Here is a 13,925-nt window from a genome sequence, read left to right as displayed (position 1 = left end):
TAACATAAGACTTCACACAATTGTCAAACATGTTACTTGCTTACTATATTTCTTTCACGTTAAAAGTAGATTGCCAAAAAAGCTTTTTTAAAATACATATGCTAAAATCTTAGTGAAAAGAAAGGCGTAGGCGCCTTGGTCAGCCCCGACAAGCGCTGGAGGGCCGACCGGTGAAGTCGTTCTTTGACTTCATTGGGCGGACCGAAATCGAAAAGTATAGCCGACTGAACAGAAACGCAGAAACTGGAGACTCCGACAAAGAACCGCTTTTTGCTTCTGCCGGCAGAGTTGAAGTTTCGGAGTTTCTAGGAGGCGACACTAGACAAGCGTCTCGAGGGGCTAGGCGCTGGAGCTGGACATTTTCCGAAGAAATTTACACATTCTTATTTATTGGAACAGATAAAGAATGTATTTGGAGGTAAATGAATGGATTTTCCAATGGGTAAAATAGAAGAAATCGTCCTTAAAAGCAAGGAGCTCGGAGAAGAAGTGACCCTGCTGGTTTACTTGCCTGCCAACTATTCTCCCTTATATAAATATTCATTGCTGATTGCACAGGATGGCCGGGACTATTTCCAGTTAGGACGAATGGGAAGGATTGCAGACGAACTTCTTGGCAAAAAGGAAATTGAAAACGTCATCATCGTAGGGATTCCATATGAATCGGTTGAGGATAGGCGGCGCAAATATCACCCAAAAGGAGAGCAGCATCAAGCCTATATCCGTTTTCTGGCTCATGAGCTTGTACCTTATTTGGATGAACAATATCCTACCTACCAAATGGGCATGGGCCGCGCATTGATTGGTGATTCCCTCGCAGCTACCGTTTCCTTGCTCGCAGCATTACAGTATCCGCACACATTTGGAAGAGTACTCCTTCAGTCACCATATGTAAATGAAGATGTATTTTCGGCCGTTGAGGATTTCCGTCAACCTGAATTGCTTAACATTTACCACACTGTCGGGGAGCAAGAAACAGATGTAAAAACGAGTTCATCCAAAAATAAAGACTTCCTTACACCCAACAGGGAGCTTTCAAAGATATTCAAGAAAAACGGGTTTGGCTATTTTTACGATGAGTTCAGCGGGGATCACACTTGGACTTATTGGCAGCCTGACCTCAAAAGGGCCATAAAACAAGTGTTTTCATAATATATGCTTCTTTATATTATATATTTAGAAATTTTGTTATAATGAATGGTAAATCATATTTATGTATTCTTAGTTAATCCATGTGCACCACACTAATGAAACGGGGGTATCTGAGATGAAGTTCGGTATTGTCATTTTTCCATCGAAGAAAATCCAGGATTTTGCAAATTCTATGAGAAGGCGCTATGATCCTCACTATGCGTTAATCCCTCCTCATGTGACTCTAAAGTCCTCTTTTGAGGCAACGGAGGAAGAAATCAAGGAAATCGCAAATAAACTCGATACAATCGCCAGGAATTTCAAGCCGATCAATATACAAGTCACTAAGATTGGTTCCTTTAAGCCCGTCAACAACGTCATTTACTTGAAGGTTGAATCACCGGAAGAGCTGGAAAAGCTTCATAATGAGCTTAATGCAACATTTGATGGTGGGAATCAGGAGTATAACTTTGTGCCTCATATTACCATCGGGCAAAAAATGTCCGACGATGAACATTCCGATGTATATGGTTCACTGCGTATGACAAAAGTTCATTATGAAGATACTGCCGATAGGATACACTTACTATACCAGCTGGATAATGGTTCATGGACAGTATATGAGACATTCAGGCTTGGAAAGGAATAAATGGACGTGGAAGTAAAAATTGTAACGAACGAACAAGAATTAGCAGACGCATTCGAGGTGCGCAAGACTGTTTTCATTCATGAGCAACAGGTTCCTGAGGAAGAAGAAATTGATCAGTTTGAATCCGATTCTGTGCATTTTGTGTTATATGATGATCATGGAAAACCTGCTGGAGCCGGAAGATTTCGTGTATTGGACGGAATCGGCAAGGTTGAAAGAATCTGTGTCTTAAAAGAAAATCGCAAAACCGGTGCTGGTGTCGCTGTCATGGATAAGATCGAGGAATATGCCAAGTCACAAGGCATCTCTACCTTAAAACTGAACGCGCAAACACATGCCATCCCATTTTACAGCAAGCTAGGATATGAAACGGTATCAGAAGAATTCATGGATGCCGGAATCCCACATAAAACGATGAAAAAATCCATATGAATAAGAAAAGCGCAAGCGCCTTGGTCAGCCCCGACAAGCGCTGGAGCTAGACACTAATCTAAGTGCAAAATTCATACTTTCTTATCCAATGAAATGAAACTCCACTCATCTGAGTGGAGTTTCGCTTTTGTCTGTTTCCTCTACATATTAATAAAAAGCACTGCAGCTGAGTTTAGACTGACTCGCTGTAGTGCCTTCCTTTTCCTGTCAATTCTGCATATGCCTTGCTGACCACTGAGGGATTCACCTTTTTCTTATACATCCGATCTGTATTAGAGTACCTTATATCAGAGGCTGCTAGCTGCATTCTCGCTACAGGCTGATGATCCTTCCGTTTTTGCATAGGTACAACGGCTTGCTCTTGTTGTTCCTGGCCTTTTTCTACCGGATCTTCTTTGCGGACCCTGCTAACCTTTTGAATCATAAATGGATCATAGTCTGTTCCTATTTCCCGCTCAGCATATTGTATATATTGATAATTTGTCACTGGAAGAATGTACCCCATTTTGATACCCCCCAAGCAATATTATTTATACTCTCACTATATTCTTCTTTTCCATTTCCCTGTTTATGACCGTAGTAAACTACTAATGGAAAACTCTTCTTTGAATCCATAATGAAATACAAAGTGGTAAAGGGTTCAGAAAACACCTTTTGTTAAAAATCTTATTCTGATATGATAAAGATTGTGCTATTTTTGGTCGGAGATGAGGGAAAACATGAAAACAGCCAAGTATAATCAACAAATCATATGCCTTGAACACTATAACCGTGAGGATTACCAAAAGCTTTATGATGATGGTAAAAAAGGGATGCTCACATGTAGTGTATGCGGAGAACCTGTACGTCTTTATTTAGGTATTAAAGAAAAGCCTCACTTCTACCATCACCTTTCAGCAAAGGAAGGCTGTATCGATCAGAATGAATCCTTCCCAGCCCTTCAGTCTACCGAGGAAACAGAATATACCGAACGAAACGGATTCCGTATTCCGAAGTCCCGTTCCATTACAGCTGAAGCGGAAAGAGAAGAAAAATTCCTCTATCCTCGTGAAGTTAAGATTCCATCAACTTTTACTCCCCTCCCACCGGTGAAGCCAGGGGTAAAGTTAAACTATTTAAAACAGTTAAAAGAAGCTGGGGTCCATTTTGATGGCAACCAGGAAAAAGCTGTTGTTTCAACAGAGGGGCCATTATTGATCTTGGCAGGTGCCGGGAGTGGAAAGACAAGAGTGCTGACCGCGAGAACCGCCTTCATGATTGAAGAAAAGAAAATTGACCCTAGTTCAATCATGCTTGTTACCTTCACCGCGAAGGCTGCAGCTGAGATGAAGAAACGGATTGCCGATTATCCGGGAATGTCGCCTGCTAAGGTCAATCAGCTGATCGCCGGCACCTTCCATAGCATCTTCTATCGAATCCTTTGTTTTCACGAGCGTGAAAAATGGTCATCTGACAAACTGATGAAAAAAGAGTGGCAACGGGAACAAATTCTTAAGGAAGCTGGGAGGAAGCTTCAGCTTGATGAAAAAGAGTTTGCCTATGATTTAGCACTACAGCAAATCGGTTTGTGGAAAAATACGATGATCATGCCGCATCAGGTTAAAGCTGAATCCCCTTGGGAAGAAAAGGTCGCTTTGCTGTATAAAGACTATGAAACAGCTAAAGAGAGGCAAAGTTTATTCGACTTTGATGATATGCTTCTCGGCTGTTATCAGCTTTTCAGGGACAAGCCCGATATACTGCAAAACTATCAAAATCGTTTTCACCATTTTTTAATTGATGAGTTTCAGGATATTAATAAAGTTCAGTACGAACTGATGAAAATGCTATCTACGAAGCACGGGAATGTTTGCGCTGTCGGCGATGACGACCAATCAATCTACTCATTCCGGGGTAGTGATCCTGCCTATCTGTTCAAGTTCAAAACAGACTTCCAGAATACCAAACTAATCATCTTGAACCAAAACTACCGTTCGCCGCATGAGATTGTCGAGACAGCTAACACGTTAATATCAGCCAATCTCACTCGCCATGAAAAAGAAATGCGGGCCCAGTTTTCCGGAGAGTGTTCTCCGGTCATCTTCCATCCGTATGATGAAGAAGAAGAAGCGACGATGATTTTGACAGACATAAAAGAACGGATCGAACAAGGGGAACGCCCCGGTGATTTTGCTATCCTGTTCAGGACGAATGCAGCAAGCCGCTCCGTTTTCGAGAGGCTTGCAACTTCAAGCTTGCCATTCCGGCTTGATCAGGATATTGAATCATTTTATGAGCGTTTCATCGCAAAAGGAATGCTGGCATTCCTTCGACTTAGCATGAACCCAGATGACCCGGAGGCGATTAAAAATATTCTTCCATCCTTATTTTTGAAGCAGTCGATTTTCCGTGATTTACAGGCAAATAGTATCCTGAACGATTGTTCCATGCTTGAAGCGCTCACCTATGTAAAAACCGGTTTTGCCTTCCAGGAACAGAAACTAAAAAGACTTATCCCAATTGTCCGCTCTCTGTCTTCGCTATCCCCCATTGCGGCAATAGATATAGTTGAAAAAGATCTGGGTTATCAGGACTTCATCAAAAAGCGTGGGAATGAAGGCAATCAGCTTGAAAAGGGCTCTGATGATATCCGGGATTTAAGGGTGGCTGCGCGCAATTTTAAAACCATTGGAGAATTCCTTGATCATGCTGAACACATGACAGCCATGAACGCCGAAATTAAACGAAGCAGCAAAAAGCTTACTGACGCCATCACTCTCAGCACCATCCATCGTTCAAAGGGGCTGGAATATGGAACTGTCTATATTATTGGAACAGTTGACGGCAGCATTCCACATGATTACGCTTTGGATGCGTATCGTAATGGAGACCAGCTGCCCCTTGAAGAAGAACGTCGTCTACTCTATGTAGCAGTGACAAGGGCAGAGAAAAACCTGTTCTTATCCGTTCCCCAAAAGAGACGAGGAAGGAAAGCCAACCCATCCCGTTTCTTGTCCAACATAAAACGAAAAATGCCAAATCAGGACCTGGGAATTTAACTCAGGTCCTGATTTGGCATTCAAGAAAATCACTTCTTGTTGATCATTTTGGAAATTTGCCCAAAGTCAAGCTGCTTTCCATCCTTGACAATGGATTCCACAATCTTATCTTCCATTTCTTTACTTACAGGTTTGTTAGCCATTTTTGACACACGTCGGATCACGCCTCTTACTGTTTGCTCATCTTTAAAGTTCGCATTTTGTAATGAATTCGCTAGCTCAAATACATCATTCATATTTACGCCAGTCTTTTTTTCTATATTCTTGAAGAAATTATTATCCATATAAATCACGCCTCCTTCTTTAACTACTCTATAGTATGAAGGAAGCAAAAAAAGGTGAAAGGGAGCTTCGTAATATGAGCATAAGTCCATGCAGAAAAAAGCTGTCCCGAATGGAACAGCTTTTCTTCTTTACTCTTAGTTGTAGAAGCTTGCTCCTACAATAATCAACAAAATGAACAACACGACGATCAATACGAAAGTGGAACCGTAATAACCGCCACCGCCGTATCCGTAGCCGCCGCCGCAAAAGCCACCATAACCGTAGCCCATTCTTCTTCACCTCACTTTTTATTACTCAATAGCAATATATGTGAGGTTTGGGGATTTTGTATGGGCGAGCCCCCACCCATTTATGAAACTGTGGTCAAATATGATCAAAATCCGGAAAATGGCTGGATATGTATTCATCATATAGATCTACATTAAGCTCTCCTTTTATGTCCACTTCTGCATAAAAAACCTGATGTAATTGATATCCATTATCCTGGATTTTTGCTTTCAATCCATTACAATCCAGCCCAGTTCGACTAAGGTTTTCCTCAATGATTTTACCGTCTATCAAAACAGGAACCGTAGCCGATTCTTCTTCCCATTCAGTTGCAAGGTCTTCGTATTTTACCGGCTGTTTTGCTTTTTTCAATAAAACACTCAATTCACCGTTCGAATCAAGAGATGCAAATTCAACATCAGCCACTTTGAATACACTTTTCTTGCGGAGTTGCTCCAGCAGCTCGTCAATACTGTATCTTTCTTTCCGCATATTTTCCTCTATAATATTTCCATTTTCGATGAAGGTCGTTGATTTCCCCTCCACTATCCTGCGAAACACTCTGCTCCTTAAGGAAATTGTTGAAATCGCCAAGGGAACGAATGACCAGACAACCAAGCTGGCAATCCCATCCCTTAAGCTCAAGTCAGGATCCATCGATAATGTACCGGCAATATCGCCCACCGTGATCCCTACAATGTATTCGAAAAATGACAGACTCGATAGCTGCTTTTTCCCAAGAAGCTTTGTGATGATGAATAAGCCAATGATAAGCATAATGGAACGTATGATTGTTCTAAGAATATCCGGCATTTAATCATCCCTTGTGCCAAAAATCAACCTTTTGGTTTAAAAATAAGTGCGCCGATAAAGCCAAAGATAACAGCAGCAGAGATACCTGAACTGGTGATCTCAAACATTCCTGTCAGGACCCCAACGAGCCCGTGCTGCTCTGCTTCTTGGAGCGCTCCGTGTACGAGCGAATTGCCAAAGCTTGTGATTGGAATCGTAGCACCCGCTCCTGCAAAATCAATCAAGGGCTCATATAATCCAAAACCATCAAGGACAGCCCCAATCACCACGAGCAGGCTCATCGTGTGTCCTGGTGTTAATTTTACAATATCAAACATCAATTGGCCGAATACACAGATTAAGCCTCCGACAACAAATGCCCAGAAAAACATTGGTAGCAAAGCGATTCCTCCTTTCTAGTTCAGTTCAATTGAAACAGCGTGGGCAATGCAGGGTATTGTTTCTTTTTGCTGGAATGACAGTGGTGATAAAAGGGCTCCTGTTGCAACAACAAGGATTCTCTTATATACCCCACTATTCATCTGGTTAAGTAAATGTCCATATAATACGGATGCAGAACACCCTGCCCCGCTCCCTCCAGATTGAACCGGCTGGTCTTCGTTATAAATCATCAGGCCGCAATCCTGAAATTGTTCCTTATTTATCTCAAGTCCAGACTGCTGTAATAGGTCGTAGGTAGCAGCTTGTCCTATCCTTCCAAGATCCCCCGTCACGACCAAATCATAATAAGATGGTTCCCGAGCTAAATCCTTAAAGTGGGCAATGATCGTATCCGCGGCTGCAGGTGCCATTGCACCACCCATATTAAATGGATCAGAAATCCCCATATCCACTACTTTACCGATTGTGGCGGAAGTCGTAACAATTTTTCCTTGTTTATCCGAACTGTCTGTTATAACTGCCGCTCCTGCTCCAGTTACGGTCCACTGGGCAGTCGGGGGTTTTTGCCCGCCATATTCTGTAGGATAGCGGAATTGCTTTTCTGCAGCTGAATTGTGGCTTGAAGCACCTGTTACAACCTTCTTTGCTCCTTGGTAGTTGACGATAAACGATGCCAGTGCAAGACCCTCCATTGAGGTAGAGCAAGCGCCAAAAAGGCCAAAATAAGGAATTGCCATCGTTCTTGCCGCAAAACTGGTCGGTGTAATTTGATTGATCAAATCCCCTGCCATCATGAATTGCATGTCCTCTTTGTTGAAATTCCCCTTCTGCAACGCTGATTTGATTGCCTCTTCAAGTAGAACTCTATGAGCCTTCTCGTATGATTCTTCCCCCATCCACAAATCATCATGAAGGACATCAAAGTCTGCAGCGAGTTTCCCCTCTGCTTCAAACGGCCCTCCTGATGAGCCCCATGATTCGATGACAGGCCGGTTCGAAAATTGCCATGACTGCTTTCCAACCAACATTTACAGCACCCCCATCATGGTCAGCAAAGTTTTTACCAGTGCTACGACAAAAGCAGCAAAGACACCAAACAGGATGACTGACCCTGCCAGTTTAAACATATTTCCACCGACACCAAGGACAAATCCTTCAGTACGGTGTTCAATCGCTGCCGAGATAACGGAGTTCCCGAAGCCAGTTACCGGTACAGCACTGCCCGCTCCTGCAAATTGTCCAATATGGTCATATACACCAAAACCGGTCAACAGCATGGAAAGGAAGATCATTGTCGCAACTGTCGGATTTCCGGCTGTTTGTTCGGTGAAATTAAAAAAGTAGATATAAAAATAGGTAATTGCTTGGCCAATTGTACAAATCAATCCACCAACCAGAAATGCTTTAATGCAATTTTTTACAACTGGGCGTTTAATTTCATGTTTTTGTTCCAACTGCTGATATTGCTGCTGCTCTGGTGTCATTTTTTGCTTTTTTTTATCCCCCATCACACCCATCCTTTCTTATGTTAATTCTTTTTTCAACGAAATAATCCGCTGCAATTGCTCCTCTGCTTTCTTATCCGGAAAGGACGGATCCTTCATTCTCTCCCGAAGCTCGACAGCCTCAATAAAAATTTTATAGTCGCTGGATACAATGAAATCTTCATCAGGATAGTTTTTTTCTAACTTCTTATTGATTTCTTTCTCGATCTGCTTCATGCCAAATCTCTTCATATGCTTGACCTTGTATGCGACTAATACTTCTTTTTTCCCTGCAATGACGGCCACATCATATATAGCATCTAGTGCCGCAATATCTTTCTTAACCTTTTTAGCCAGCTCGAGATTCTTCTCATCCAGATCATTTGTCGCTCCTGGGTCAGGATTAATTGATTGAATCATGGATGCTCTGCTCTCTGGTGAGGTTTTTCCGAAAGAAGAACAGCCAGCTGTTCCGGCTCCGAGCATGATTAATATTGCCAAAATATTTACTGCCTGTTTCATATTCATCCTAAATCCCTTCCTATGGTTCATCTGATAAAATTATTTTCCACGTTAAAAACCCAATTTATGAATTTTTCAGCACAGGTTTTATTTCCAAGTAATGTAAACACTTGATATGACCCATTACAGAACAAATTGTCTCGCGTTAATGGACTTTCGAAAAAGTATTCATAAGCTTAAGCTCGACACCTTTTTTATAGAATGCTCAATCAGCAAAATCTTCATAAAAAAACGCCTGCCAGAATATTAGGCAGACGCTTCGTTTACGATTGTTTTTTCTTTTTCCCACAACCACAGCCACGTTTTTTCCGCACACGGCGGGCTGACACATTTTTCTTGGAAATCTTTGAATCGTTGCTGCTTTGAGCTTTTTGTTCTTCTTCCATTTACTACAACCCCTTTTTTAAAGAGTCCATATGACAGTTTATGAACAAGGTTTCAAAGGGGTTCTGGACGTACTCACTAATTTATCTTTATCAGTCTTTAATGAAATGATGCTGGATTACCGATGCGATTCCGGCAATCGCCAGCACTATGATGACAGGCATTGATAGCTGCGGCAGTAAAACGTAGCCAGCATACAGTACTGCTGTCGACCAAATACCTGTGCACCAATGGCAGCTTAACAGCTCGCCGATCCAATACCTCAGCCCTTCTCCTTTTATTTCAATATATGTTTCCGTGCTGCCATCCTCCTGGGTCTCAACCACCGTATCATGAAATGGTTCCCGAATAAATTCAGTGATTGTATCGTAGACGATCAGCCTGGTCAAACGGAAGCTTGCAAATACAAGAAGGAATAGATCCATCCAATTATCCATCCACTTCACCACCAGTATTAATTCTAGATTCTACAGTTTATGTGAGGCAAACCCCTATGTATAGGCTTGTGCCTGACCGCTCCTGTCATCATTTTTTATAGGAATCCTGATGAAAATTAGACAAACACCCACACCATTAGAGAGGCGATTCATATTCTATTAAGGACAATAGGTCATATCAACTAAAAGGAGATGAACTTGTTATGGGTTGCAAAGGAAAGAAACATGATAGCGACAGCTGTGTTTGCGAGGTTCTTAGAGCAGTAGCAGATGCTCAAGATGAAGTGGATGTAGACAATGATTGCGATGTCAGCTGCCACAAGTCTATCCAGGAATTACTTGCAGGCGCTCAAACTCCAACGACGGATTTAGATACAATCCCTCTAATTCTTTATTGCGGTGACTGTGTACCATTCGAAGGATTTGGAACTAGAATCCGTACAAATGGAGGAGGTCCACAAAGACTCGATTGCTTCAGATCATTCTTCTTCCGTGTTACTTCAGTGGACGACAACTGCTGTGCGAAAATTGAGTTGTTGGCAACACGCGGTGATCAAGGAGAAGGTTTCGACACACCATGTCAGCAAATCCAAACTGGAGGAGCAAGAAATGAATTCTTCAGAACTGGTATCTGCATCACTGTTGACTTGGATTGCTTCTGCGCTGTTACCTGCCTAGACCCTGTAGCTGCGTCACCACTTTCAAGCCTACCTGGAAGTGACTAAGAACGGCAAACAGAAAAATCAGGCTTACCTTATTGGGTAAGCCTATTTTTATAACCCAACCCTCTTAATATCGACTAAATCCTCTTTAAGGATGCTTACACTTTTCTTTCTCGGGCTGATCGAATGTATAATCAGTACGTCCCCTTTCATTTCCAAAAAATAACCCTTATATGATCTTTCTATGGTTATGAACTCATATTTAACCTTAGCAACAGTTGCCGGGACAAGCTTTAAATGATTGATTTTTCCTTCAAGTGTATATTCATTGAAATTTCTCTTTTTTGGTGCATCCTGGCTTTCTGGCTCATGATAAATCTCTTCACCAGCATTTTCGTCTGGTTCTATCTCAACATTTGTACTCTCTAAAGTATTTTCGGACAATTGATCCTCTGACATCACTTCACTATTCTTAAGAGAAAAATTCCTTTGCATGTCAGGTTGCGGCAGGTCAATATTTGGCTGATTAATGTAAAACAAAGGAGATTGCTTACGACTTCGTTTTCTCCCCATATACGGCACCTCCAAAACTTCGCTCACCCTATATGTATGCGGTAGCCTATGATAGGTGCCAGAATCAATTACTGAATTGTTCGATAAAAAAAAGCCCGCACAATTTGGCGGACTTAAATTAATTATAGGATATGGAACCCTGAATCGACATGGATATTCTCGCCGGTAATTCCTCGTGACATGTCGCTGAACAGGAATACCGCTGTGTCGCCTACTTCTTCAGGAGTCGTATTGCGGCGAAGCGGAGCTTTCTCTTCAATTTCTCTCAAAATTGAATTGAAGTCGCTTACCCCTTTAGCAGACAGGGTACGGATTGGTCCTGCTGAAATCGAGTTTACTCGGATATTATTCTTTCCTAAATCTGCGGCAAGGTAGCGGACACTTGCATCAAGAGATGCTTTTGCGACACCCATGACATTATAGTTCGGAATTGCGCGTTCGCCGCCAAGGTAAGTTAATGTAACAATACTTCCACCTTCAGCCATCAGTTCCTTCGCTTCCTTCGCTACAGCAGTCAATGAGTAAGCACTGATATTATGTGCCAGCAGGAATCCTTCGCGTGATACATTCATATAGTCGCCCACTAGTTCATCCTTGTTCGCGAATGCGATGCAGTGAGCAACACCTGCGATTGTACCTGCCGCTTTTTTAACATCGCTGAAGCATTTCGCGACATCTTCATCGCTCGTAACATCGCATGGCAATACTAAATAGTTCTCATCCAATGAACCAGCAAGTTCTCGCACACTTTTCTCAAGGCGTTCTCCTGCATAAGTAAAAATCAGATTTGCCCCGGCATTGTGGAGAGATTGAGCAATACCCCAGGCGATACTTCTTTTATTGGCTACACCCATTACTACATATGTTTTACCGTTCAGTGAAAGAGTCATTTTTAAAATTATCCCCCTGTTAATACAAGTTATTAGTACCTAGTGCTAATTCTACACTATAATTCTCCATTTGAAAAGAAAAACCCGCCGGGAAGGCGGGTTTAGTTTCTATTAGCACCAAAAACAGAATTCAAGCTCACGTTTAAGTTCATCGACATATTCCTTGGAACCTGTTACGATCAGGCGATCATTCAGCCTCATTTCGGTATCTCCATGAGGGACAATTGATTCGTTCTCGCGCAAAATACGAACAAATATTACATCGCCTGTGAATGGAAAGCGCCTTAGCGTCATACCGTCGAAGTGATCATTCAGCATCCTGATTTCATGCAGTGAATTTTCCTGATTGGTCAGAATCGTCATGACCCCTGGTGATTCAATCATGGCACGCAGCAATGATTCAGAGGAACGCAGGACCGAGAATACCTCAACTCCCTCTCCCTGGGCTTTCTCTGCCAAATCCGGAATTTCAATTCTTGCGATGACACGTTCTACTCCATGCTCCTTCGCACTCATAGCAATGGTTGCGTTCATGTCAGGATCGCCTGTGGAAATAACAATGATATCCGCGTCAAATACTTCATGTTTTTTAAGTGTTTCAATATCATAGTTCTCCATCTCAATGATATCAAAAACAGAATCCGCAATTTGTTTATCCGCTTTTTCCTGTTTTGTATGATAAAGAACTGGTTCATACAGAGAAGATTGCAAAGCGCGTGAAACAGGAAGTGTCATCTGATTGGCACCAATGAATACCACCTTGACTTTAACTTCCTCATTCTTTTCCTGCGGGAACAGCTTTTTGAATAAAATCGGTGCCAGAACGCTGGAGATGACTGCTACAAGAATCAGTGTTCCGCTCATCTCCGGTGTAATCATTTCCATTCTTTCACCAATTGTTGCCGCCGCTATGACAAGCGACAATGTAGATGTCAACAGGAAACCAGCTGCAAGGACTGTTTTCGTGTCATACCATTTTTTCAGCAAATAGACCGGGACTAATTTTGACAAGAACAGCGCCAAAAGCAATAACGGAATTAATAATAAAAGCTTTTTGTCACTGAACAATGACCAGACATCAAGATCCACGCCAACCATTACGAAGAAGATTGGAATCAAGAAGCCATAGCCAAAAGAATCAAGCTTATGGACCATTTCCTGATCAGGTGCGAGCAGGGACACAAGGACACCTGCAAGGAATGCTCCCAGGATATTTTCGGCTCCTACCGTTTCAGAGATCGCAACCAGTAAAATTATCAGGGCGAAAACGGCACGTGTGCCAATCTGTGTTGTTCCTGTCGAAAGAGCATTTATGAAGGTTCGGTTTTTGAAACTTCTTCCGATAAAATACAGCCCGACACCCGCCGCAAACAGGACAAGCAGAAGCCACGTATTTCCTTCCCCTCCATCATAAAGAGAGACAAAGACAGCGAGCAGGATCATCGTTACCAGGTCGGCAATAACTGCCACCAATAGGATTGTCTGACCAATATTGGTTTTCATCAGATGCGCATCCTTCAAGGTAGGTACCACGACTCCTAGTGAAATTGTCGAAATGATCAATGTCATTAAGAAGACATTTTCGATAAAGCCTGCAAGGACGAATAAATACGATAATCCTAATGAGGCTATAAAGATGCCAATGAAGATGATTGTGGCTAGCACGAACGTATTTGGCTCTTTTTGCTCATTAGCTTTCCTGCTTTTATTTTTTTTATTGCCGGAAAATGCGGTGAAGTCAATCTCAAGTCCGCTCAAGAACATCAGGAACAAGAACCCCAGCGTTGAAAGGGTGCTAAGCCATGCATCTTCATGGACGATATTAAATCCGCTTTTACCGATGATCAAGCCCATGATGATTTCGGCAACGACTACTGGTATGAAGTTCAATTTTAACCTGTGCAATAAAATTGGTGTTAAAAATGCAACAATTATGACGATTACGAGTGAGGTAATCGAAGCATGATGTTCCATCCA

General features: G+C 42.2%; 19 protein-coding genes. 6 read left to right on the top strand and 13 right to left on the bottom strand.

The window, feature by feature from the left end:
- Positions 1 to 170: 170 nt before the first annotated feature.
- The 4 genes from LGO15_RS07280 (at position 171) to LGO15_RS07265 (ending at position 2,212) form a co-directional block, all read left to right on the top strand.
- The gene (locus LGO15_RS07280; protein WP_226087194.1) at positions 171 to 422 is read left to right on the top strand and encodes a hypothetical protein; all 252 of its coding nucleotides are present in this window, start codon (positions 171 to 173) and stop codon (positions 420 to 422) included.
- A gap of 4 nt (positions 423 to 426) precedes the next feature.
- Positions 427 to 1,152, top strand: coding sequence for an alpha/beta hydrolase (locus LGO15_RS07275; RefSeq protein ID WP_226087193.1), 726 nt, complete (start codon positions 427 to 429; stop codon positions 1,150 to 1,152).
- A gap of 115 nt (positions 1,153 to 1,267) precedes the next feature.
- Positions 1,268 to 1,780 (top strand): YjcG family protein, encoded by a 513-nt coding sequence (locus LGO15_RS07270; RefSeq protein WP_167833790.1) that lies wholly within the window; start codon positions 1,268 to 1,270, stop codon positions 1,778 to 1,780.
- A gap of 6 nt (positions 1,781 to 1,786) precedes the next feature.
- Complete coding sequence (locus LGO15_RS07265; RefSeq protein WP_226087192.1) at positions 1,787 to 2,212, top strand: GNAT family N-acetyltransferase; 426 nt, start codon at positions 1,787 to 1,789, stop codon at positions 2,210 to 2,212.
- A gap of 172 nt (positions 2,213 to 2,384) precedes the next feature.
- Here the strand turns inward: LGO15_RS07265 and LGO15_RS07260 are convergent, their stop codons facing one another.
- Positions 2,385 to 2,717, bottom strand: coding sequence for a hypothetical protein (locus LGO15_RS07260; protein ID WP_226087191.1), 333 nt, complete (start codon positions 2,715 to 2,717; stop codon positions 2,385 to 2,387).
- Between the two features lie 214 nt (positions 2,718 to 2,931).
- Here LGO15_RS07260 and LGO15_RS07255 point away from each other — a divergent pair, with 214 nt between their 5' ends.
- Entirely contained in the window at positions 2,932 to 5,250 is a 2,319-nt protein-coding gene (locus tag LGO15_RS07255; RefSeq protein ID WP_226087190.1) for a UvrD-helicase domain-containing protein, read from the top strand.
- Positions 5,251 to 5,279: 29 nt separating this feature from the next.
- Here the strand turns inward: LGO15_RS07255 and LGO15_RS07250 are convergent, their stop codons facing one another.
- From LGO15_RS07250 to LGO15_RS07215, 9 genes are all read right to left on the bottom strand, one after another.
- The gene (locus LGO15_RS07250) at positions 5,280 to 5,534 is read right to left on the bottom strand and encodes a sporulation-specific transcription regulator SpoVIF (RefSeq protein ID WP_023615234.1); all 255 of its coding nucleotides are present in this window, start codon (positions 5,532 to 5,534) and stop codon (positions 5,280 to 5,282) included.
- A 135-nt stretch (positions 5,535 to 5,669) separates the two neighbouring features.
- Positions 5,670 to 5,804 carry a YjcZ family sporulation protein gene (locus LGO15_RS07245; RefSeq protein WP_167833794.1) on the bottom strand — a complete coding sequence of 45 codons (135 nt, stop codon included), beginning with the start codon at positions 5,802 to 5,804 and terminating at the stop codon, positions 5,670 to 5,672.
- 94 nt (positions 5,805 to 5,898) lie between these two features.
- Positions 5,899 to 6,615, bottom strand: a complete 717-nt coding sequence (locus LGO15_RS07240) for a DUF421 domain-containing protein (RefSeq protein ID WP_226087189.1) — start codon at positions 6,613 to 6,615, stop codon at positions 5,899 to 5,901.
- Positions 6,616 to 6,638: 23 nt separating this feature from the next.
- Positions 6,639 to 6,995 (bottom strand): stage V sporulation protein AE, encoded by a 357-nt coding sequence (spoVAE, locus tag LGO15_RS07235; RefSeq protein ID WP_167833796.1) that lies wholly within the window; start codon positions 6,993 to 6,995, stop codon positions 6,639 to 6,641.
- Between the two features lie 15 nt (positions 6,996 to 7,010).
- A complete protein-coding gene (gene spoVAD / locus LGO15_RS07230) occupies positions 7,011 to 8,024 on the bottom strand; it encodes a stage V sporulation protein AD (protein ID WP_226087188.1) in 1,014 nt (337 codons plus the stop codon).
- Entirely contained in the window at positions 8,025 to 8,504 is a 480-nt protein-coding gene (gene spoVAC, locus LGO15_RS07225) for a stage V sporulation protein AC (protein ID WP_167833798.1), read from the bottom strand.
- A 15-nt stretch (positions 8,505 to 8,519) separates the two neighbouring features.
- Entirely contained in the window at positions 8,520 to 9,008 is a 489-nt protein-coding gene (locus tag LGO15_RS07220) for a YhcN/YlaJ family sporulation lipoprotein (protein WP_226087187.1), read from the bottom strand.
- Positions 9,009 to 9,265: 257 nt separating this feature from the next.
- Positions 9,266 to 9,388 carry a hypothetical protein gene (locus LGO15_RS24150; protein ID WP_264163911.1) on the bottom strand — a complete coding sequence of 41 codons (123 nt, stop codon included), beginning with the start codon at positions 9,386 to 9,388 and terminating at the stop codon, positions 9,266 to 9,268.
- A gap of 90 nt (positions 9,389 to 9,478) precedes the next feature.
- Complete coding sequence (locus LGO15_RS07215) at positions 9,479 to 9,823, bottom strand: DUF1360 domain-containing protein (RefSeq protein ID WP_226087186.1); 345 nt, start codon at positions 9,821 to 9,823, stop codon at positions 9,479 to 9,481.
- A gap of 203 nt (positions 9,824 to 10,026) precedes the next feature.
- On the opposite strand from LGO15_RS07215, the gene LGO15_RS07210 reads away from it, so the two are divergent.
- Complete coding sequence (locus LGO15_RS07210) at positions 10,027 to 10,548, top strand: CotY/CotZ family spore coat protein (RefSeq protein WP_167833800.1); 522 nt, start codon at positions 10,027 to 10,029, stop codon at positions 10,546 to 10,548.
- 48 nt (positions 10,549 to 10,596) lie between these two features.
- On the opposite strand, the gene LGO15_RS07205 is transcribed toward LGO15_RS07210, so the two are convergent.
- The 3 genes from LGO15_RS07205 to LGO15_RS07195 all read right to left on the bottom strand — a co-directional run bounded on the left by LGO15_RS07205 (position 10,597) and on the right by LGO15_RS07195 (position 13,922).
- Positions 10,597 to 11,058: a spore coat CotO family protein gene (locus LGO15_RS07205; protein WP_226087185.1), complete on the bottom strand. Its 462-nt coding sequence runs from the start codon at positions 11,056 to 11,058 to the stop codon at positions 10,597 to 10,599.
- Positions 11,059 to 11,180: 122 nt separating this feature from the next.
- Entirely contained in the window at positions 11,181 to 11,948 is a 768-nt protein-coding gene (gene fabI / locus LGO15_RS07200; protein ID WP_167833802.1) for an enoyl-ACP reductase FabI, read from the bottom strand.
- 111 nt (positions 11,949 to 12,059) lie between these two features.
- Complete coding sequence (locus tag LGO15_RS07195; RefSeq protein ID WP_226087184.1) at positions 12,060 to 13,922, bottom strand: monovalent cation:proton antiporter family protein; 1,863 nt, start codon at positions 13,920 to 13,922, stop codon at positions 12,060 to 12,062.
- Positions 13,923 to 13,925 lie beyond the last annotated feature (3 nt).

The organism is Mesobacillus sp. S13 (genome assembly GCF_020422885.1).
Lineage (GTDB): Bacteria > Bacillota > Bacilli > Bacillales > Cytobacillaceae > Mesobacillus > Mesobacillus selenatarsenatis_A.
The sequence above is the reverse complement of the archived record's forward strand: the minus strand, read 5'-3'. Positions and strand labels throughout refer to the sequence as shown.